Raw genomic sequence first — 14,404 nt, 5'->3', positions numbered from 1 at the left:
TAATGAATGATCAGTTGTAAAACTATTGGTTATTATCTGTTAATTATACTCTTTTTTATAAATATGTAAAAGGGTTTCAAGACTCTCATATACACATGATATAATGTGACATACTACTAATCCGAAGGAGTTCTTCATGAAGTACATTTCCTTGTTTATCGTCACTCCGATAATGCTCTTCCTTTTTCTTATTCTGATCACAGATCCGGCGAATGCGCTTGGAGGTATCTTCATATATCTCCTTATCATGTTTGCCAGACATCTATATGATAGATATAAGAACAGAAAATCCAATCATGAAAAAGACTCCGGAAAATAGTCTCCCGGAGTCTTTTACCACTTATTTCACTTTGTCATTTACATACTCGATGAATGCATCAACATCACCTTGTACAACATCAATCATTGCCACTTTTCCCATACCTTGAGGAAACTCGATGAAAAGCGTATTGTTTTCGATGGTCGCCTGCAGTATATCCTGGTAGCTGAAGAAGCGTCTATATGGTTCACCATTCATATCCACATTCATGATCATACGCTCATTTGTAGTGATGTAAGCACCTTTGAAGTGGGTCTGATCGCCTACCTTATAGATGATAGTGCCTTCTATTGAGGGACCCAGTTTTTCTGTTGGGTACAATTCATTTGTATCTATATCAATCAAACTCATTCTATCACACTCCATTAATCTGATTTGCCATCTCATCGTATCACGTCATCATACCCGGTGACCAATATTCAACCTAGTCGGTATGGATCTGCCATTGGTTTCTGGCAGCGACAGCCTTCAGTCTTTCATCGGGCTTTACTGCTACAGGTCTGCCGACCAGTTCGAGCATTTTCAGATCTGTATAACTGTCGCTATATGCCTCACTGTTCTTCCAATCCACCTGTTTATCTGCAAAATGACGCCTGATGATATCGATTTTCCGATCGGCATATACACGTTCAAAGCGTGATTTATAATCGATCTTCTCGCCCTTATACCTTATTTCCGAGCCGACGATGCAATCTATATCAAACCCTTTGAATACTGCTTCAAGCAAGGGAATGAAGGCGCCTGATATCAGCATTATATAATAGTTTTCCTGCTTCAGCTGCTTCATTTTCCCGATCAACGGTGCTCTCAGATCCTCAATCATCTCGCCGGCAACTTCCTTGAAGAAAGCCTCAATTTCGCTCCGTGTATTCTTTTTGAAGGAGAGGAGGTAGTATTCCATTGCTTTACTCTGCATCCTCGATTTTTTGATCATCTTCATTTTGTATGCAAAATAGACGGGCGCAAACCTGCGTACGAACCGGCTGTAGTTTTTTTTGTATCTGGGATGGCGTTTCAGACGTTCCATCAGAACATTAAATGTCTCATACGGATATAAGGTGCCGTCAAAATCAAACAAAGCCACTTTCATATTACATATCCCTTTCCACTGCAGTAATTATTATACGAACATTTGCTTCCATTCTACCATACAAACATAAGTTCTGTATCAAATGGTTTCCCGTGAAACATCATCGCATATTCCAGGTCCTATCCCTCAGTTCCTCAAGATAAAGACGTGCCATGCGACTGAGTTCGACCTTCTTATTGACTACCCAGCCTACCTTGATCGTATCTTCCACTTCCAGTGGTACCTGGATGATCTCTGAGCTGTCGAGATCTTCACTGAGTATTCCTGTTGAAATGGTGTAGCCGTCAAGACCGATGAGCAGATTGAATAAAGTTGCCCGATCACTGACCTGTATGCTTTTGAGACTTTGGATCGTACTGAAAATCTCTTCCGAGTAGTAGAAGGAATTGAATTCCCCCTGTTCAAAGGCAAGTCTTGGATATGGCTCGAGATCCTCAAGAGTCACTGACTTCTTTTTAGCCAATGGATTGCTTCTGCTGATGAACACATGAGGGTTCGCTTCAAAGAGCTCAGTGAACTCCAGTCCTTTCTCACTGATCAGCTGAAGCAGTACCTTTTCATTAAAGGCACTGATATAGAGCACACCAATTTCACTTGTCAGATCTTTGACATCATCTATGATTTCATAAGTTCTTGTTTCCCGGATGGCAAACTGGTATTTATCCCCTCCATATTTGCGGATCATATCAACAAAAGCATCCACCACAAAGGAATAGTGCTGGGATGATACGGAGAACAGCTGCTGTGAAGGTTCAGCATTGAAATAACGTCGATCCATCAGCTCCACCTGTTCATTGATCTGACGGGCATAGCTCAGAAACTCCGCCCCATCACGTGATAGGGAAATTCCTGTGGATGTTCTTATAAAGAGCACGATTCCAAGCTCATTCTCCAGTTCCTTAATTGCTTTTGATAGTGTAGGTTGAGATATATACAACCTTCTGGCCGCCTCATTGATGGACCCGCTCAATACGACTTCTATAAAGTATTTCAGCTGCTGAAGTTTCATGACATCCTCCTTTGTTATAGCCAATAGGCATAGCCAACTATAATATTTAACCGTTACACTATATCTTATATGCATGATAGGATTTATACAATATCATTTTGAAAGAGGGATTGCATGAATACATTGAATATAAAGAAAGTATATAGAGCAGATCACGTGGGGAGCCTGCTGCGTCCCGAGAGGCTCAAAGAAGCAAGAAAACAGTTTTCGGAAGGTGGTATCAGCAAAGAAGCACTGACACAAGTTGAAAATGAAGAGATCAGCAGAATCATCGAAAAGCAGAAGTCTCTCGGACTGGAAGCTGTCACAGATGGAGAACTGCGCCGTTCATGGTGGCACTTCGACTTTCTTGAAGGTCTTACCGGCGTAGAAGGCTACTGGTCCGGTGAAGGCATTGCTTTCAAGGAGAAAACGACTAAATCAAGAGCCATCAAAGTGACAGGTAAACTCGACTTCGACGATCACCCGATGCTTGAGGACCTGAAGTATGTATCCAAGCAGGCAGGAGACCATAATGCAAAATTTACGATTCCAAGCCCGAGCATGCTGCACTTCCGTGGAGAAATCGATCCAGCCATCTATCCGGATGAAGATGTATTTTTCGATGATCTGGCAAAAGCTTATGAGAAAGCCTTGAACGCATTCTATGAAGCAGGCTGCCGCTATCTGCAGCTCGATGATACATCATGGGCGTACCTCTGCTCAGAAGAACAGAAAGCCCAGTTGAAAAGTAAGGGCCTAGATCCGGACCATCTTGTGCAGAAATATCTTGAAACTTTGAATAAGGCTGTTGCTAATCGACCGGAAGACCTTAAGATTACAATGCACATCTGCCGCGGCAACTTCCGTTCTACATGGATTTCCTCCGGCGGTTATGAACCGGTGGCAAAAGAGATTTTCGGCAAGCTCAATATCGATGCGTTCTTCCTTGAATATGACAGTGACCGTGCAGGCGACTTCAGACCACTGCGTCATGTCAATCGTGATGATCTCACCATTGTACTCGGCCTCATCACTTCAAAGCATGGAGATCTCGAGAACAAGGATGAAATAAAGAAAAGAGTTGAAGAAGCGACACAATATGTTCCTCTGGAGCAGCTGGCGCTCAGCCCTCAATGTGGCTTTGCATCTACTGAGGAAGGAAATCTGCTAAGCGAGGAAGAACAATGGAAAAAACTCCAGCATGTAGTGGAAATTGCACAGGACATCTGGTCCTGAATAGATAATAGGGAGGAAAGCAATGCGCACAGTCCAACTGGAAACAGTCATCGATGACAGCCGCTTCAACAAGTTCCATCTGCTTGTGTTCATATGGTGTTTCTTTGCAATCTCTTTCGACGGCTTTGATATCGCTCTATATGGCATTGGCCTACCGCTGATGACCGAAGATTTCGGCCTCAGTGCTGCCCAGGGTGGAGCACTCGGCAGCTATGCACTGATCGGCATGATGGCCGGCACATTCATCCTCGGATCCTTTTCAGATATCATTGGACGTAAAAGAGTGCTCGCGCTATGTCTATTCATCATAAGCCTCTTCAACATGCTTGCTGGATTTGCACCGAACGAGACAGTTTTCATCATCATGCGCTTCATCGCTTCCATGGGCATGGGTGGGCTGATGCCTGTCGTCATCTCCTTGATGACCGAGTATTCGCCGAAGAAGAACCGGGCGATGATCGTGGCTGTCATGTATTGCGGCTATTCCTTCGGGGCCATCTTTGCTTCCATCATCGGCATGGTGCTGCTTGAGGCACTCGGGTGGCGCTTTATGTACTGGCTTGGCGTTCTGCCGCTTTTATCACTGCCGTTCTTCCTGAAGCAGTTTCCTGAATCACTGTCCTATCACCTATCAAGAAATCAGGGAGATAAGGTCGCAGACATTCTTAATCGGATCGATCCCCGAGGCGACTATCAGGCAACAGATCATTTCGAATTCGCATCTGCGGCCAAAGCGGGCAGGGGCGTACCTTTGAACAAGCTGTTCAGCGAAGGACGTGCCCTCACCACCGTAGCTTTCTGGATCATGGTATTCAGCTGTCTTATGATGATCTATGGTCTAAACACATGGCTTCCAACCATCATGATGGAGTCCGGTTTCGGCGTCGCCTCAAGTCTCTCGTTCATTCTGATACTCGCAGTGGGACAGATCATCGGTTCGCTGGCTGGTGGCTACCTCGTAGACCGCATTGGCCACCGCAACGTGCTTCTCCTGATGTATCTCATCGGTGCTGCCAGTTTCGTCGCCCTGAGCGTCACACAGACACCTTTGCTGTTGTACGTTCTGATTGCCATCGGCGGCGCCTGTACGGGCGGTACACAGAACCTTGTCAATCCTTATATCAGCACGTTCTATCCAGCTGACATCAGGGGCACCGGACTGAGCATGGCAGTAGGTATCGGACGCCTCGGATCAATTTGTGCTCCCATACTGATCGGATTGGTACTCATGACCAGCCTGTCGCCCCAGACAGCGTTCATGGCCTTCGCCATCCCGAGTCTGATCGGTTTCACCGCACTGCTGCTGGTCCAGGAAAAGCAGACAGACAAGGTCCAAAAAGAAGTTGTGTCCAGTGTGTCTGGATCGAATGTATAGCTCCAATATGAAAAGCACATCAGCAGAGGCTGATGTGCTTTTCAAGTTCTCATATGTTTCCAGTTCTATTTGAAACTCTAGTCGAAATCCGTATTTCTGACAGGATAGTTTCTGAAGAAGTGACTGCCGATATAACCGATGACACCTGAAATCACTGCTACAATTACTGCATATATGATGACCTGCATCGCAGGATTGTAGCCGAACAGAACAAGCAGTCCGGCTGTGGGTGTCGCGGTTCCCGGTGCATCATTGACAAGCCCTGAGTAGGCGATGACAACGCCGCTCAGTCCGCCCCCGACGAAATTCGTAATGTATATCGGAATAGGGTTGGCAGAAACGACATCTGCTTTGGATAATGGTTCCACTGCTACTGATAATACAGATTTCATGTTTCCTATTTTCAACTTGTGGAACAGGGTGCCGTTTATGAATGCAGAGCCGAATGCTGCCAGACTTCCGACAGCCATCGGGATGCCTGTAAGCCCGAGAAGGGCTGTAAGCGCCATCGAACTGAGAGGGGATGTCCCGACCACAGTGATGATTCCACCGAGCAGTAGACCCATGAGAATCGGACTGGCCTCTGTTGCAACTACGATGATGTTGCCGATATTAAGCAGTGATGCATCCACCAGCGGGGTAAGCAGCAGACCAATCAGCCGGGTGATCGGCACGATGACTATGACGACTACGATAAAATCGAGACCATTGGGAATGTTGCGCTCCATATACTTTACAACGAAAGATATGAGATATGCTGCAAAGAAGCCTGGTATGAGGCCGATGCCCCCACAAGACACCGCAATGATTGCAGAATTCAGCGGGTTGACGCCCATTGTCAACGCAACAAGAAAAGCAACTATGACACCGCTTAGAAGCCCTGCTTCAGTGCCTGCCTCCTGAAAGAAGCCAAGACTGAATATATCCCCGATCACAAAGGATTGAAGTGCCTCCACCAGAAACGTGGCAATAGCGGCTGCGGCAAGTGCCCCCATTGCTTTATCGCCATGTGGCGCATAGTAAGTAAAGACGGTAAAAAAAGTGAGTAAAAGTACTAGTAATCCGATACCAACTATCTGTTCCATTTCTTCTCCTCTATTTCAACCGATATCCATGATGATATAACGGTTTCGGCATATTCATGCTCAATATGCCCACACTATTCTTCCATTTCGAAAGCCGGTTCAAGGTGGCCTTCTTCACTCAGTTCATTCAGGTAATCATATACCTCCTGTGAAGTGAAGGCCTCTTTGAGCGCCTGTATCGCTTCTGAATCCCGGGTTTCTTCACGTGCAACAAGCTGGATGGCAAATGTATTGTCCTCATCCTCTTCAAGCAGTATCGCATCTTCCGGTGTGAGATCGATGCTTGAAATATATGTCGGGTAATTGAACACGAGTTCGAGACCGTCTTCATATGCGCCTGTCAGGTTGAGAAGATCAATATGTGTAAATTCAAGATTATGCGGATTCTCCTCGATATCATCGACACTTGCATTATGCTCGGCTTCGGGAGCCAGAGTAATGACGCCATGCTGATCCAGTATCATCAATGCACGGGCTTCATTTGTGGCATCCGAAGGCAAGGCAACCTCTGCCCCATCTTCCAGCGCTTCTATCGAATCATATACAGGGGAATAGAACCCGACGATTGCATTATAGATCGGCTGAAGCGCAACCAGGTTTCCGTCGCGTTCTTCATTGAATATCTCCATGAAAGGTTCGTGCTGCGCAAAATTGGCATCTACTTCTTCATTAAGAAGAGCTTCATTGTATTGGATGTTATCCGATACTTCAACCAGTTCGACTTCGTAGGGCGCTTCGATGGCATCTCCTGCGATCTCTACAATGTCCGTCATTGGAGGGAGATGGGAAGCGACTTGTATGACGACTTCATCCTGGGAAGCACTACCGCCCTCCTGCGATTCTTCTGTACTTTCCTGTCCTCCGCCACATCCGGCCAGAAGCAGTGTCAAACTACTCAACAGCAATCCTTTTTTCAACATATGATCCATCTCCTTTGCTTTTTATCTTTTATCCAGTTTCCTTGCAATCTTCAGTCCCATCCATTGAGCCAGGACAACGAATATGATGATTACGACAATCGAGGTATACATGATATCTGTTTCGTACCTCTGATATCCGTATCGAATGGCAAAATCACCGATACCCCCGCCACCCACCACACCCATGATGGTGGAATAGGAAATGAAGCTGACGAAGGCAGTAGTGAAGCCGATGATCAGAGAACTCCTTGCCTCAACATACAGAAACTTCCATACCAGCTGAAAAGTGGTGGCTCCCATGGATTGGGCGGTTTCTGTCACGCCCCTCGGTACATCGTGCAAGGACTGTTCTACAAACCTTGCGTAAAGCGCAATAGCAATAAGCATCATGGGAAACGAAGCCGCAACGGGATCTCCTGTTGCCCGTCCGTATAGCAGACGGATCAGCGGTTGCATGACGACGACCAGCAGGAGAAACGGAAACGAACGGACAATATTGACGAATATGCTTGCCAGCTGGTATAGAAACTTGTTTTCCATTGGTTTGCCCTTGGAAGCAAGATACAGCAGTGTACCAAGGGGAAGCCCCAGAACAATTGCGGCAACCATTGCAAATATCATCATGATTCCAGTTTCGAATAGGCTCTCAGACAGCCTGGGTGCATATTCGATGACACGTTCGAAATAGAGGTTGAAACTATTCATTTTTCAACACTTCCAATACACGCTTGTAGTATGACTGTCCAGACCGCGTACTATTCCCCTGTACGACATCTATGGTATCCACCAGCTTCCCGTGTTCCAGAACTGCCGCCCGATGGCACAAAGCCTTGATTACACCCAGTTCATGGGTCACGATGACGACAGTCATACCGTATTCATTCTGGGCCTTATGGAGAACATCGGCAATTTCATAAGTCGTGTTCTCATCGAGAGCAGACGTAGGTTCGTCACATAGCAGTATATGAGGGCGTGTAATGAGCGCCCTTGCAATGCCAACACGCTGCTTCTGCCCTCCGGAAAGTTCAGCAGGATAACTGCTGCGCTTATCGGCAAGACCGGTAAATTCCAGCACTTCATCAATGGTCAATGCCTGATCATATTGATGCAGTTTCAAAGGCAGAAGGATATTCTCAGCCACTGTTCTGTTTGCCAAAAGGTTGAAATGCTGAAACACCATCCCGATATTCTTCTGATGGTTCCTCAAACTTCTTCCACGCAGTTTATCGACCACTACGCCATTGACTATGACCTGGCCGGAGTCTGGTGTTTCCAAGGCATTGATGAAACGCATCAGCGTCGACTTGCCGGCACCGCTCTCACCAATGATGCCGAATATCTCCCTATCCTTGATTGACAGGTCTACATCGTCCACTGCTTTGAAGTGACCATCCTTGCCTGCAAAGGATTTGGAAACTCCCATCATCTCTATCATAATGCGCACCTCCCCGATCTCAATTCCTTCAATCGCTATCAGAATTCAATAATATCATATAAGCTGATGCAAAATGGATGAATGCAAAAAAAATACCCCTTCAGGATAACATTTCCGAAGGGACTAATCATCATTGTCATCATCAAATTCAATATAGTAGTCGTCCTGATACTGCTTATTGTAGTTCTGAAGCTCCCGAGCAAATGCTTCTATGTCTGTAATATCTTCAAAATCAATTGAAAACCACAACACTTTGACGACTTCCCCCGATTGGGCGTTGACGGAAACGAGTGCACCTTCATCATCATCATCCACCAGCTGTATGACCTGGTATTCGGACGGGTGGATTTCCTCATTCAGGGCGACATGGACAAACTGTCCGCCGACTTCTTCAAAAGCCAATGTCTTGGCTTCCGCTTCAGTCATTTGTACCGTCAATTCCTCTTCCGGTTCTTCTTCTGCTTCCTCTACTGGGGCTTCTGTCGATCCCTCAACAGTTGTTTCGGAAGTACCTTCCGTCTCTGTGCTTTCTTCAATTGATTCCTCTGCAGCAATTTTTCTGGATTCCATGGTAGTGATGCTGCCATCCTCCCTATCCATGGTGATTTCGTACTCGAAGCCTTCATCTTCTACATGGACAATATATTGGCCACCTTCCGTTTCTATCGTTCTGATCTGACCACTGTACCGGTCAGTGACCATCGCTCTGATCGTATCTTCCCCCAGTGATTCCGACTGCGACTGCACCAGTAATACGGTACCAATCACAAAGCCCAGTACAACAGCCATTGCAGCAATCAGCAGCCTAGTTGTTCTCTTCATCCTCATTCCCACTTTCCATGAACAGTCTGAAAGTCGTTCCGACACCCATCTCGCTTTCCACCTGGATATCCATACCGTTCAGTTTCGCCAGTTCATTCGCAATCGACAAACCTAACCCGGATCCTCCAGTCTTTCTGGCTCTCGCCTTGTCAACACGGTAGAAGCGAGTAAAAATATGTTCAATATCCTCTTTCGGAATGCCGATACCCATGTCCTTTATCGCCACTTCAACCGAAGAACCGTGAGCCAGCACATCAATAGCGATGTCATCCGAGCTGTACTTGTAGGCATTATCCAGGAATATCTTGATCAACTGATCGAAAGTATCCACATCCACGTGAGCCAGCAGCCCCTCATGATTCGTATGCACGTGAATATTCCGCTGGTATACCTTCTCCAGGCGCACAGCGATGTCCCGGATTAGCTCAACAATATGTACAGGTCTGCGGATGATTTCTTCTCTGCCTGTATTCACTTTGGCGAAGCTCAGAAGCTGCTCGGTCAGATATTTCATTCTTCTCGCTTCATCACTGATGGCATGGATGCTTTCATCGAGTACATCTTCACGGGTCTTACCAAAACGCGACAGCATTTCACTATAGGAACTGATTACTGTAATCGGCGTCTTCAATTCATGGGAGGCATTCATGATGAAAGCCTGTTGATTTTCATCATGAATCTTGAGTGACTTCATCATATTGTTGAAGGCTCCGGAAAGCTCCTGGAGTTCCCTGGTATCTTTGCGGTCGATTTCCAGCATCGAGTACTTCGCAGTATTGTTTGTTCTATTCATCTTGTTGATGAGTTTGTTGATCGGCTGGGTAATGAAATTTGTAATGATCCGATTCAGCAGAAATATGACAATGAATATGAGTCCAGTCGACAGCAGGAGAATCCAGCGTAGAATTTCAAATGTGTCATGCAGGAAACCGACATTCTCATATATCTGAAGTGCATGAATCTGCCCATTCTCCCAGATGATCGGAAGGGATACCATTACAAAATGATGGGGCTCATGATCAACCGCCTCTGCATATTGAGCTGTGCTGTAGGGCATCGAAAGGTCAGCATATTCCGCTTCTGTAGCAATGCGTACCACAGGGTTACCTTCACTATCAATGATAGTGATATAGCCATCAGAAAGCAGATAGGCCTGGAGCACCGCTTCAGCATTGATGCCGCTATCATTTGCGTTCTGTATTTCCTGCATGATATTGAACCCACGATTTTCAAGCTGTCCCATTTCCGCTTCCAATGAAAAATGCCGATAGGAGTAATAGACGAACAGATTGATGATGATGACGACAATCAATGTCATCACCGTTGTATACAACTGGATTTTTGTCCCGATTTTCATTGTTTCATTCCTTCACCATATAGCCGATACCTCTGACACTTGCAATGATGGATGGGGCGTCACGATCAAGCTTTTTGCGCAGGTATCTGACATAGACATCCACGGTGTTGGTGTCCCCATAGTAATCATAACCCCAGACCGCTTCTATAATCTGTTCCCTTGATAGTGCCTGGTTTCTGTGCGTCAACAGAAAATGAAGCAGATCGTATTCTTTCTGGGTCAGATAGACCAGCTCATCGTGGATATACACTTCACGGGCCATGGGCAGTATTCTGAGATGTCTGCATGTCATCTCCTGGTCAACGGCTTCCTGTGACATCATCCTTTGTTTGAGCTGTGTCCTTATGCGGGCCAGAAGCTCTTCAATTTCAAATGGTTTGGTGACATAGTCATTTGCCCCCGAATCCAGACCACTCACCTTATCCATGACAGCATCTCTGGCAGTAAGCATGATGATGCGTATCTTATCATCTTTCTGTCGGACACGTCGAAGGACCTCGAGTCCATTCAGTTCGGGAATCATGACGTCAAGAAGGATCAGGTCGAAAGATGCGATCTCGTATTGTTCAAGCGCTGCCTTCCCTGTATATGCGATTGCCACTTCGTACCCTTCATGTTCCAATTCCAGCTGGATGACACGGGCGATTTTTTCATCATCTTCAACAATCAGAATCTTTTCCATATAAGCACTCCTTGTTGTCTTGATGCAAATCGGCTACTATTACACCAAGTATATAGCAAAGTGCTGCATTTTTCGTTATAGAATCATTAAAATTCAATTAAAAAAGCCTGGAAAAATTCCAGGCCCATACTTTACCTACTTCAGTCATCGAATTCGATGACATCACCAGTTTTTGCATCAATTGTCATTTCATACTCTTCACCGTTCGAAATAAGCTCAACTTCATACTCTTTATCATCGTAGTCCCATTCAGAAACTTCACCATCTGCTTCATTTTGGGCAATTTTCAATGCCTCGGTTGAAGAAATGATTTTTCCGCCTGAGGAACTGCCATTTGCAGGTGTGGATTGGGTTGTGTCGTCATTACGATTGTCATCTGCATTGTCATCACGGTCATCGTCACCGTTCACATCGTCATCACGGTCATTGTCATCGTTCACGTCATCACGGTCATCATCATCTTGGTCGAATGACTCCTCGAGAATAGTCAGATCGTCAGCGTCAATATCAACGTTATACTCCTCTTTGCCATTCTGAAGTTCCACTTCGTAGTAGTATCTGCCGTCATCCTCATCAAGTTCCACTTCCTGGACTTCACCATCAAATTGTTCTTTTGCCTTGTCCACTGCCTGCTGGGCTTCCATCTGCACTTTGCTGTTTTTTGAACCGTTATTTACAATCGTTGTACCTTCGTTACTGTCCTCTTGCCAATCAAGATCCGCGTCTGCGCTTGCGCTTGAACATGCACCGAGCATCAACGCTGAAATCAGACTTCCTGCCAGCAAGTGATTCTTTTTCAATTTCATTCATAACGCCTCCTATCTGTTTATAATTTCAGTATAGAAGGTCATCCATAAAGGACGGTTAATAAAAAATTAAAGGTTGATTAGAGCGGCATTGAGTTCTGTTAATTAAAGCTGGACGGTTTTCTCAGTCCAGGCCCAGTCTTTCCTTGTAGCATTTTCTGCAGACCGGCACATATTCTTCATCGCCGATCTGGATCGTTTCCCCGACATTCGTCGGCCTGCCATCAAGGAGCCTCATATTCAAGGTCGCCTTCTTATTGCAGAACTGGCAGATCGTTTTCAGCTCATCAATGGCGTCGGCGAGCTCGAGTAGTACTTGACTGCCTTGAAACAGCTGATTGCGGAAATCCGTCTTCAAACCGAAGCAGATGACAGGGATATCCAGATCATCTGCGATATCACTCAGATGATGGACATCTCTTTTGGACAGGAACTGTGCTTCGTCGACAACCACCGCATGTACCTTGTTCCTTTCATGAATGGTCTTCACATCTTCATATATGGTATCTGTTATATATTCACATACCAGCTCAAGGCCGATTCTGGATTTGATTTTTCTATAACCGCTTCTTGTATCTACAGGCGTGGAATAGGCAAGGCACTGCTTGCCCTGCGTTGTATATTGGTGATGTGTGGTGATGATCTGATTGCTTTTGTTACTCTGCATCGTCCCATACCGGTAGTATAGTTTAGCCACTTGAATTCCTCCGACTTCCCTTATGCAAGGCGCTTTTCTGATTCCATTTATAGGTGCCGGTCCAACTTGTCAGAGCCGGCATCATAATGCTTCAATATTATAACCGCTTTTCTGGTTCAGAACAATTACATTTATGTATAAGGTCTGCTTTACTTTAAAACCTCCAGCGTTTATTCTTGACTGAAATACTAGGATATAATAGACTATCCCAATATTACACAAACTGTTCCTAAAGAAAGGTGATTTATACATGACTACCAGAGTACAGCCAGTAAATGAAGTGAGGGACCCGGTAGTGCGGAGTTCTCTTGCTCTGAATTCTCCTCAGAAGATGCTCATCGGCGGCGGTGTTGCTGTCAGTTTCATCCTATTTCTATATCTTGCTGCCACTCAGTCGGTGACTCAGCCGATACTCATGATTCTCGGCCTACTTCTCGGTTTTACTTTATTTCATGCCCGCTTCGGATTCACTTCTGCATTCAGACGCATGATGTCGGTTGGGAACGGGCAGGCAATGCGTGCCCATATGCTCATGCTGGCTGTCGCCGTAACATTATTCGCACCGATTCTTGCATTCGGCATCTCTTTCTTCGGACAGGAGGTCGCCGGTTATGTGTCACCTGTCGGCATCAGCCTGATTGTCGGGTCCTTCATGTTCGGCATCGGCATGCAGCTCGGTGGGGGATGTGCCTCCGGCACACTCTATGCAATCGGTGGTGGGCGCACGGTGATGTTCATCACCTTGATCTTCTTCATTATCGGAGCAACAGTCGGAGCATACCATCTGCCTTTCTGGACTGAGGAGCTCCCATCGTTTGAACCTATTTCACTTGCCACATCCACAGGACTCGGCTATGGCGGGGCGTGGATTGTCTCCATCGTCCTATTCGGACTGATTGCCTGGATTACAGTCATCATTGAAAAGAAAAGAAAATCACCTAAAATGGCGCCATTGCCGACTGCGCAAGGGTGGAAGCGTATATTCAGAGGTTTCTGGCCACTTTTCGCTGCAGCCATCGTACTGGCTGTACTTAATGCACTGACCCTGATGACCCGAGGCACCCCTTGGGGCATTACTTCAGCGTTTGCTCTATGGGGATCAAAAGCAGCCGGCATGTTCGGCGTGGATGTTGCTTCGTGGGGCTACTGGCAGGGCACCAGTGCTGCAGCACTCCAATCATCCATTTTCGCGGATTCGACCACTGTGCTCAACTTCGGTGTCATCCTTGGGGCATTCATCGCCTCAGCAGCAGGCGGTCTATTCAAGTTCAGCAGAATCACACCTGGCAATTTTTCTGCATCCGTCATCGGGGGACTTCTGATGGGCTATGGTGCACGTCTTGCCTTCGGATGCAATATCGGCGCATACTTCGGGGGCATCGCTTCATTCAGTCTGCATGGCTATATATGGGGTATCCTGGCACTTGCCGGCACCTTCCTGGCACTTTACCTCCGACCACTGTTTGGGCTTTCCGTGCCAAAATCCAATGACTCCGTATGCTGATTCATAATAGAATATCCCTATCCGGGATATTCTATTTTTTATATGTTTCCATTTTCAATGATTAGAGACTTATAATTTAGGCTAA

General features: G+C 46.1%; 16 protein-coding genes. 4 read left to right on the top strand and 12 right to left on the bottom strand.

Annotated elements, in window-relative coordinates; genetic code table 11:
- The first annotated feature begins 151 nt into the window (after positions 1-151).
- Positions 152-319, top strand: coding sequence for a hypothetical protein (locus GQ671_RS10535; RefSeq protein WP_160656772.1), 168 nt, complete (start codon positions 152-154; stop codon positions 317-319).
- Between the two features lie 21 nt (positions 320-340).
- Here GQ671_RS10535 and GQ671_RS10530 read toward each other — a convergent pair whose 3' ends face one another.
- From GQ671_RS10530 to GQ671_RS10520, 3 genes are all read right to left on the bottom strand, one after another.
- The gene (locus tag GQ671_RS10530; RefSeq protein ID WP_160656769.1) at positions 341-670 is read right to left on the bottom strand and encodes a hypothetical protein; all 330 of its coding nucleotides are present in this window, start codon (positions 668-670) and stop codon (positions 341-343) included.
- 73 nt (positions 671-743) lie between these two features.
- Positions 744-1,409, bottom strand: coding sequence for an HAD family hydrolase (locus GQ671_RS10525; RefSeq protein WP_160656766.1), 666 nt, complete (start codon positions 1,407-1,409; stop codon positions 744-746).
- 100 nt (positions 1,410-1,509) lie between these two features.
- The gene (locus GQ671_RS10520; RefSeq protein ID WP_160656763.1) at positions 1,510-2,418 is read right to left on the bottom strand and encodes a LysR family transcriptional regulator; all 909 of its coding nucleotides are present in this window, start codon (positions 2,416-2,418) and stop codon (positions 1,510-1,512) included.
- 114 nt (positions 2,419-2,532) lie between these two features.
- Here GQ671_RS10520 and GQ671_RS10515 point away from each other — a divergent pair, with 114 nt between their 5' ends.
- Complete coding sequence (locus tag GQ671_RS10515; RefSeq protein ID WP_160656760.1) at positions 2,533-3,636, top strand: 5-methyltetrahydropteroyltriglutamate--homocysteine S-methyltransferase; 1,104 nt, start codon at positions 2,533-2,535, stop codon at positions 3,634-3,636.
- 22 nt (positions 3,637-3,658) lie between these two features.
- Positions 3,659-5,011, top strand: coding sequence for an MFS transporter (locus GQ671_RS10510; protein WP_160656757.1), 1,353 nt, complete (start codon positions 3,659-3,661; stop codon positions 5,009-5,011).
- Between the two features lie 77 nt (positions 5,012-5,088).
- Here GQ671_RS10510 and GQ671_RS10505 read toward each other — a convergent pair whose 3' ends face one another.
- The 9 genes from GQ671_RS10505 to GQ671_RS10465 form a co-directional block, all read right to left on the bottom strand.
- Positions 5,089-6,096 carry a PTS sugar transporter subunit IIC gene (locus GQ671_RS10505; RefSeq protein WP_160656754.1) on the bottom strand — a complete coding sequence of 336 codons (1,008 nt, stop codon included), beginning with the start codon at positions 6,094-6,096 and terminating at the stop codon, positions 5,089-5,091.
- A 74-nt stretch (positions 6,097-6,170) separates the two neighbouring features.
- Positions 6,171-7,016, bottom strand: a complete 846-nt coding sequence (locus GQ671_RS10500; protein ID WP_211364912.1) for a MetQ/NlpA family ABC transporter substrate-binding protein — start codon at positions 7,014-7,016, stop codon at positions 6,171-6,173.
- Between the two features lie 21 nt (positions 7,017-7,037).
- Positions 7,038-7,721: a methionine ABC transporter permease gene (locus tag GQ671_RS10495; protein WP_160656751.1), complete on the bottom strand. Its 684-nt coding sequence runs from the start codon at positions 7,719-7,721 to the stop codon at positions 7,038-7,040.
- Entirely contained in the window at positions 7,714-8,451 is a 738-nt protein-coding gene (locus tag GQ671_RS10490) for a methionine ABC transporter ATP-binding protein (protein ID WP_160656748.1), read from the bottom strand. Before GQ671_RS10490 ends, GQ671_RS10495 begins: the two co-directional genes overlap by 8 nt.
- 123 nt (positions 8,452-8,574) lie before the next feature.
- Positions 8,575-9,273 (bottom strand): PepSY domain-containing protein, encoded by a 699-nt coding sequence (locus GQ671_RS10485; RefSeq protein WP_160656745.1) that lies wholly within the window; start codon positions 9,271-9,273, stop codon positions 8,575-8,577.
- Positions 9,257-10,630 carry a sensor histidine kinase gene (locus GQ671_RS10480; RefSeq protein WP_160656742.1) on the bottom strand — a complete coding sequence of 458 codons (1,374 nt, stop codon included), beginning with the start codon at positions 10,628-10,630 and terminating at the stop codon, positions 9,257-9,259. The genes GQ671_RS10485 and GQ671_RS10480 overlap by 17 nt, the downstream gene beginning before the upstream one ends.
- A 4-nt stretch (positions 10,631-10,634) precedes the next feature.
- Complete coding sequence (locus tag GQ671_RS10475; protein ID WP_160656739.1) at positions 10,635-11,312, bottom strand: response regulator transcription factor; 678 nt, start codon at positions 11,310-11,312, stop codon at positions 10,635-10,637.
- 140 nt (positions 11,313-11,452) lie between these two features.
- Positions 11,453-12,118, bottom strand: coding sequence for a PepSY domain-containing protein (locus GQ671_RS10470; RefSeq protein ID WP_160656736.1), 666 nt, complete (start codon positions 12,116-12,118; stop codon positions 11,453-11,455).
- 124 nt (positions 12,119-12,242) lie between these two features.
- Complete coding sequence (locus tag GQ671_RS10465) at positions 12,243-12,815, bottom strand: thymidine kinase (RefSeq protein WP_160656733.1); 573 nt, start codon at positions 12,813-12,815, stop codon at positions 12,243-12,245.
- A gap of 250 nt (positions 12,816-13,065) precedes the next feature.
- On the opposite strand from GQ671_RS10465, the gene GQ671_RS10460 reads away from it, so the two are divergent.
- Positions 13,066-14,319 (top strand): YeeE/YedE family protein, encoded by a 1,254-nt coding sequence (locus GQ671_RS10460; protein WP_160656730.1) that lies wholly within the window; start codon positions 13,066-13,068, stop codon positions 14,317-14,319.
- The last annotated feature ends 85 nt before the right edge of the window (positions 14,320-14,404 follow it).

The organism is Salinicoccus hispanicus, assembly GCF_009831115.1.
GTDB lineage: Bacteria > Bacillota > Bacilli > Staphylococcales > Salinicoccaceae > Salinicoccus > Salinicoccus hispanicus.
The sequence above is the reverse complement of the archived record's forward strand: the minus strand, read 5'-3'. Positions and strand labels throughout refer to the sequence as shown.

Bases quoted from the DNA above. Each gene is read 5' to 3' on its own strand.
- GQ671_RS10530 (WP_160656769.1), bottom strand. From the start codon at position 670: ATGAGTTTGATTGATATAGATACAAATGAATTGTACCCAACAGAAAAA.
- GQ671_RS10525 (WP_160656766.1), bottom strand. From the start codon at position 1,409: ATGAAAGTGGCTTTGTTTGATTTTGACGGCACCTTATATCCGTATGAG.
- GQ671_RS10520 (WP_160656763.1), bottom strand. From the start codon at position 2,418: ATGAAACTTCAGCAGCTGAAATACTTTATAGAAGTCGTATTGAGCGGG.
- GQ671_RS10515 (WP_160656760.1), top strand. From the start codon at position 2,533: ATGAATACATTGAATATAAAGAAAGTATATAGAGCAGATCACGTGGGG.
- GQ671_RS10510 (WP_160656757.1), top strand. From the start codon at position 3,659: ATGCGCACAGTCCAACTGGAAACAGTCATCGATGACAGCCGCTTCAAC.
- GQ671_RS10505 (WP_160656754.1), bottom strand. From the start codon at position 6,096: ATGGAACAGATAGTTGGTATCGGATTACTAGTACTTTTACTCACTTTT.
- GQ671_RS10500 (WP_211364912.1), bottom strand. From the start codon at position 7,016: ATGTTGAAAAAAGGATTGCTGTTGAGTAGTTTGACACTGCTTCTGGCC.
- GQ671_RS10495 (WP_160656751.1), bottom strand. From the start codon at position 7,721: ATGAATAGTTTCAACCTCTATTTCGAACGTGTCATCGAATATGCACCC.
- GQ671_RS10490 (WP_160656748.1), bottom strand. From the start codon at position 8,451: ATGATAGAGATGATGGGAGTTTCCAAATCCTTTGCAGGCAAGGATGGT.
- GQ671_RS10485 (WP_160656745.1), bottom strand. From the start codon at position 9,273: ATGAAGAGAACAACTAGGCTGCTGATTGCTGCAATGGCTGTTGTACTG.
- GQ671_RS10480 (WP_160656742.1), bottom strand. From the start codon at position 10,630: ATGAAAATCGGGACAAAAATCCAGTTGTATACAACGGTGATGACATTG.
- GQ671_RS10475 (WP_160656739.1), bottom strand. From the start codon at position 11,312: ATGGAAAAGATTCTGATTGTTGAAGATGATGAAAAAATCGCCCGTGTC.
- GQ671_RS10470 (WP_160656736.1), bottom strand. From the start codon at position 12,118: ATGAAATTGAAAAAGAATCACTTGCTGGCAGGAAGTCTGATTTCAGCG.
- GQ671_RS10460 (WP_160656730.1), top strand. From the start codon at position 13,066: ATGACTACCAGAGTACAGCCAGTAAATGAAGTGAGGGACCCGGTAGTG.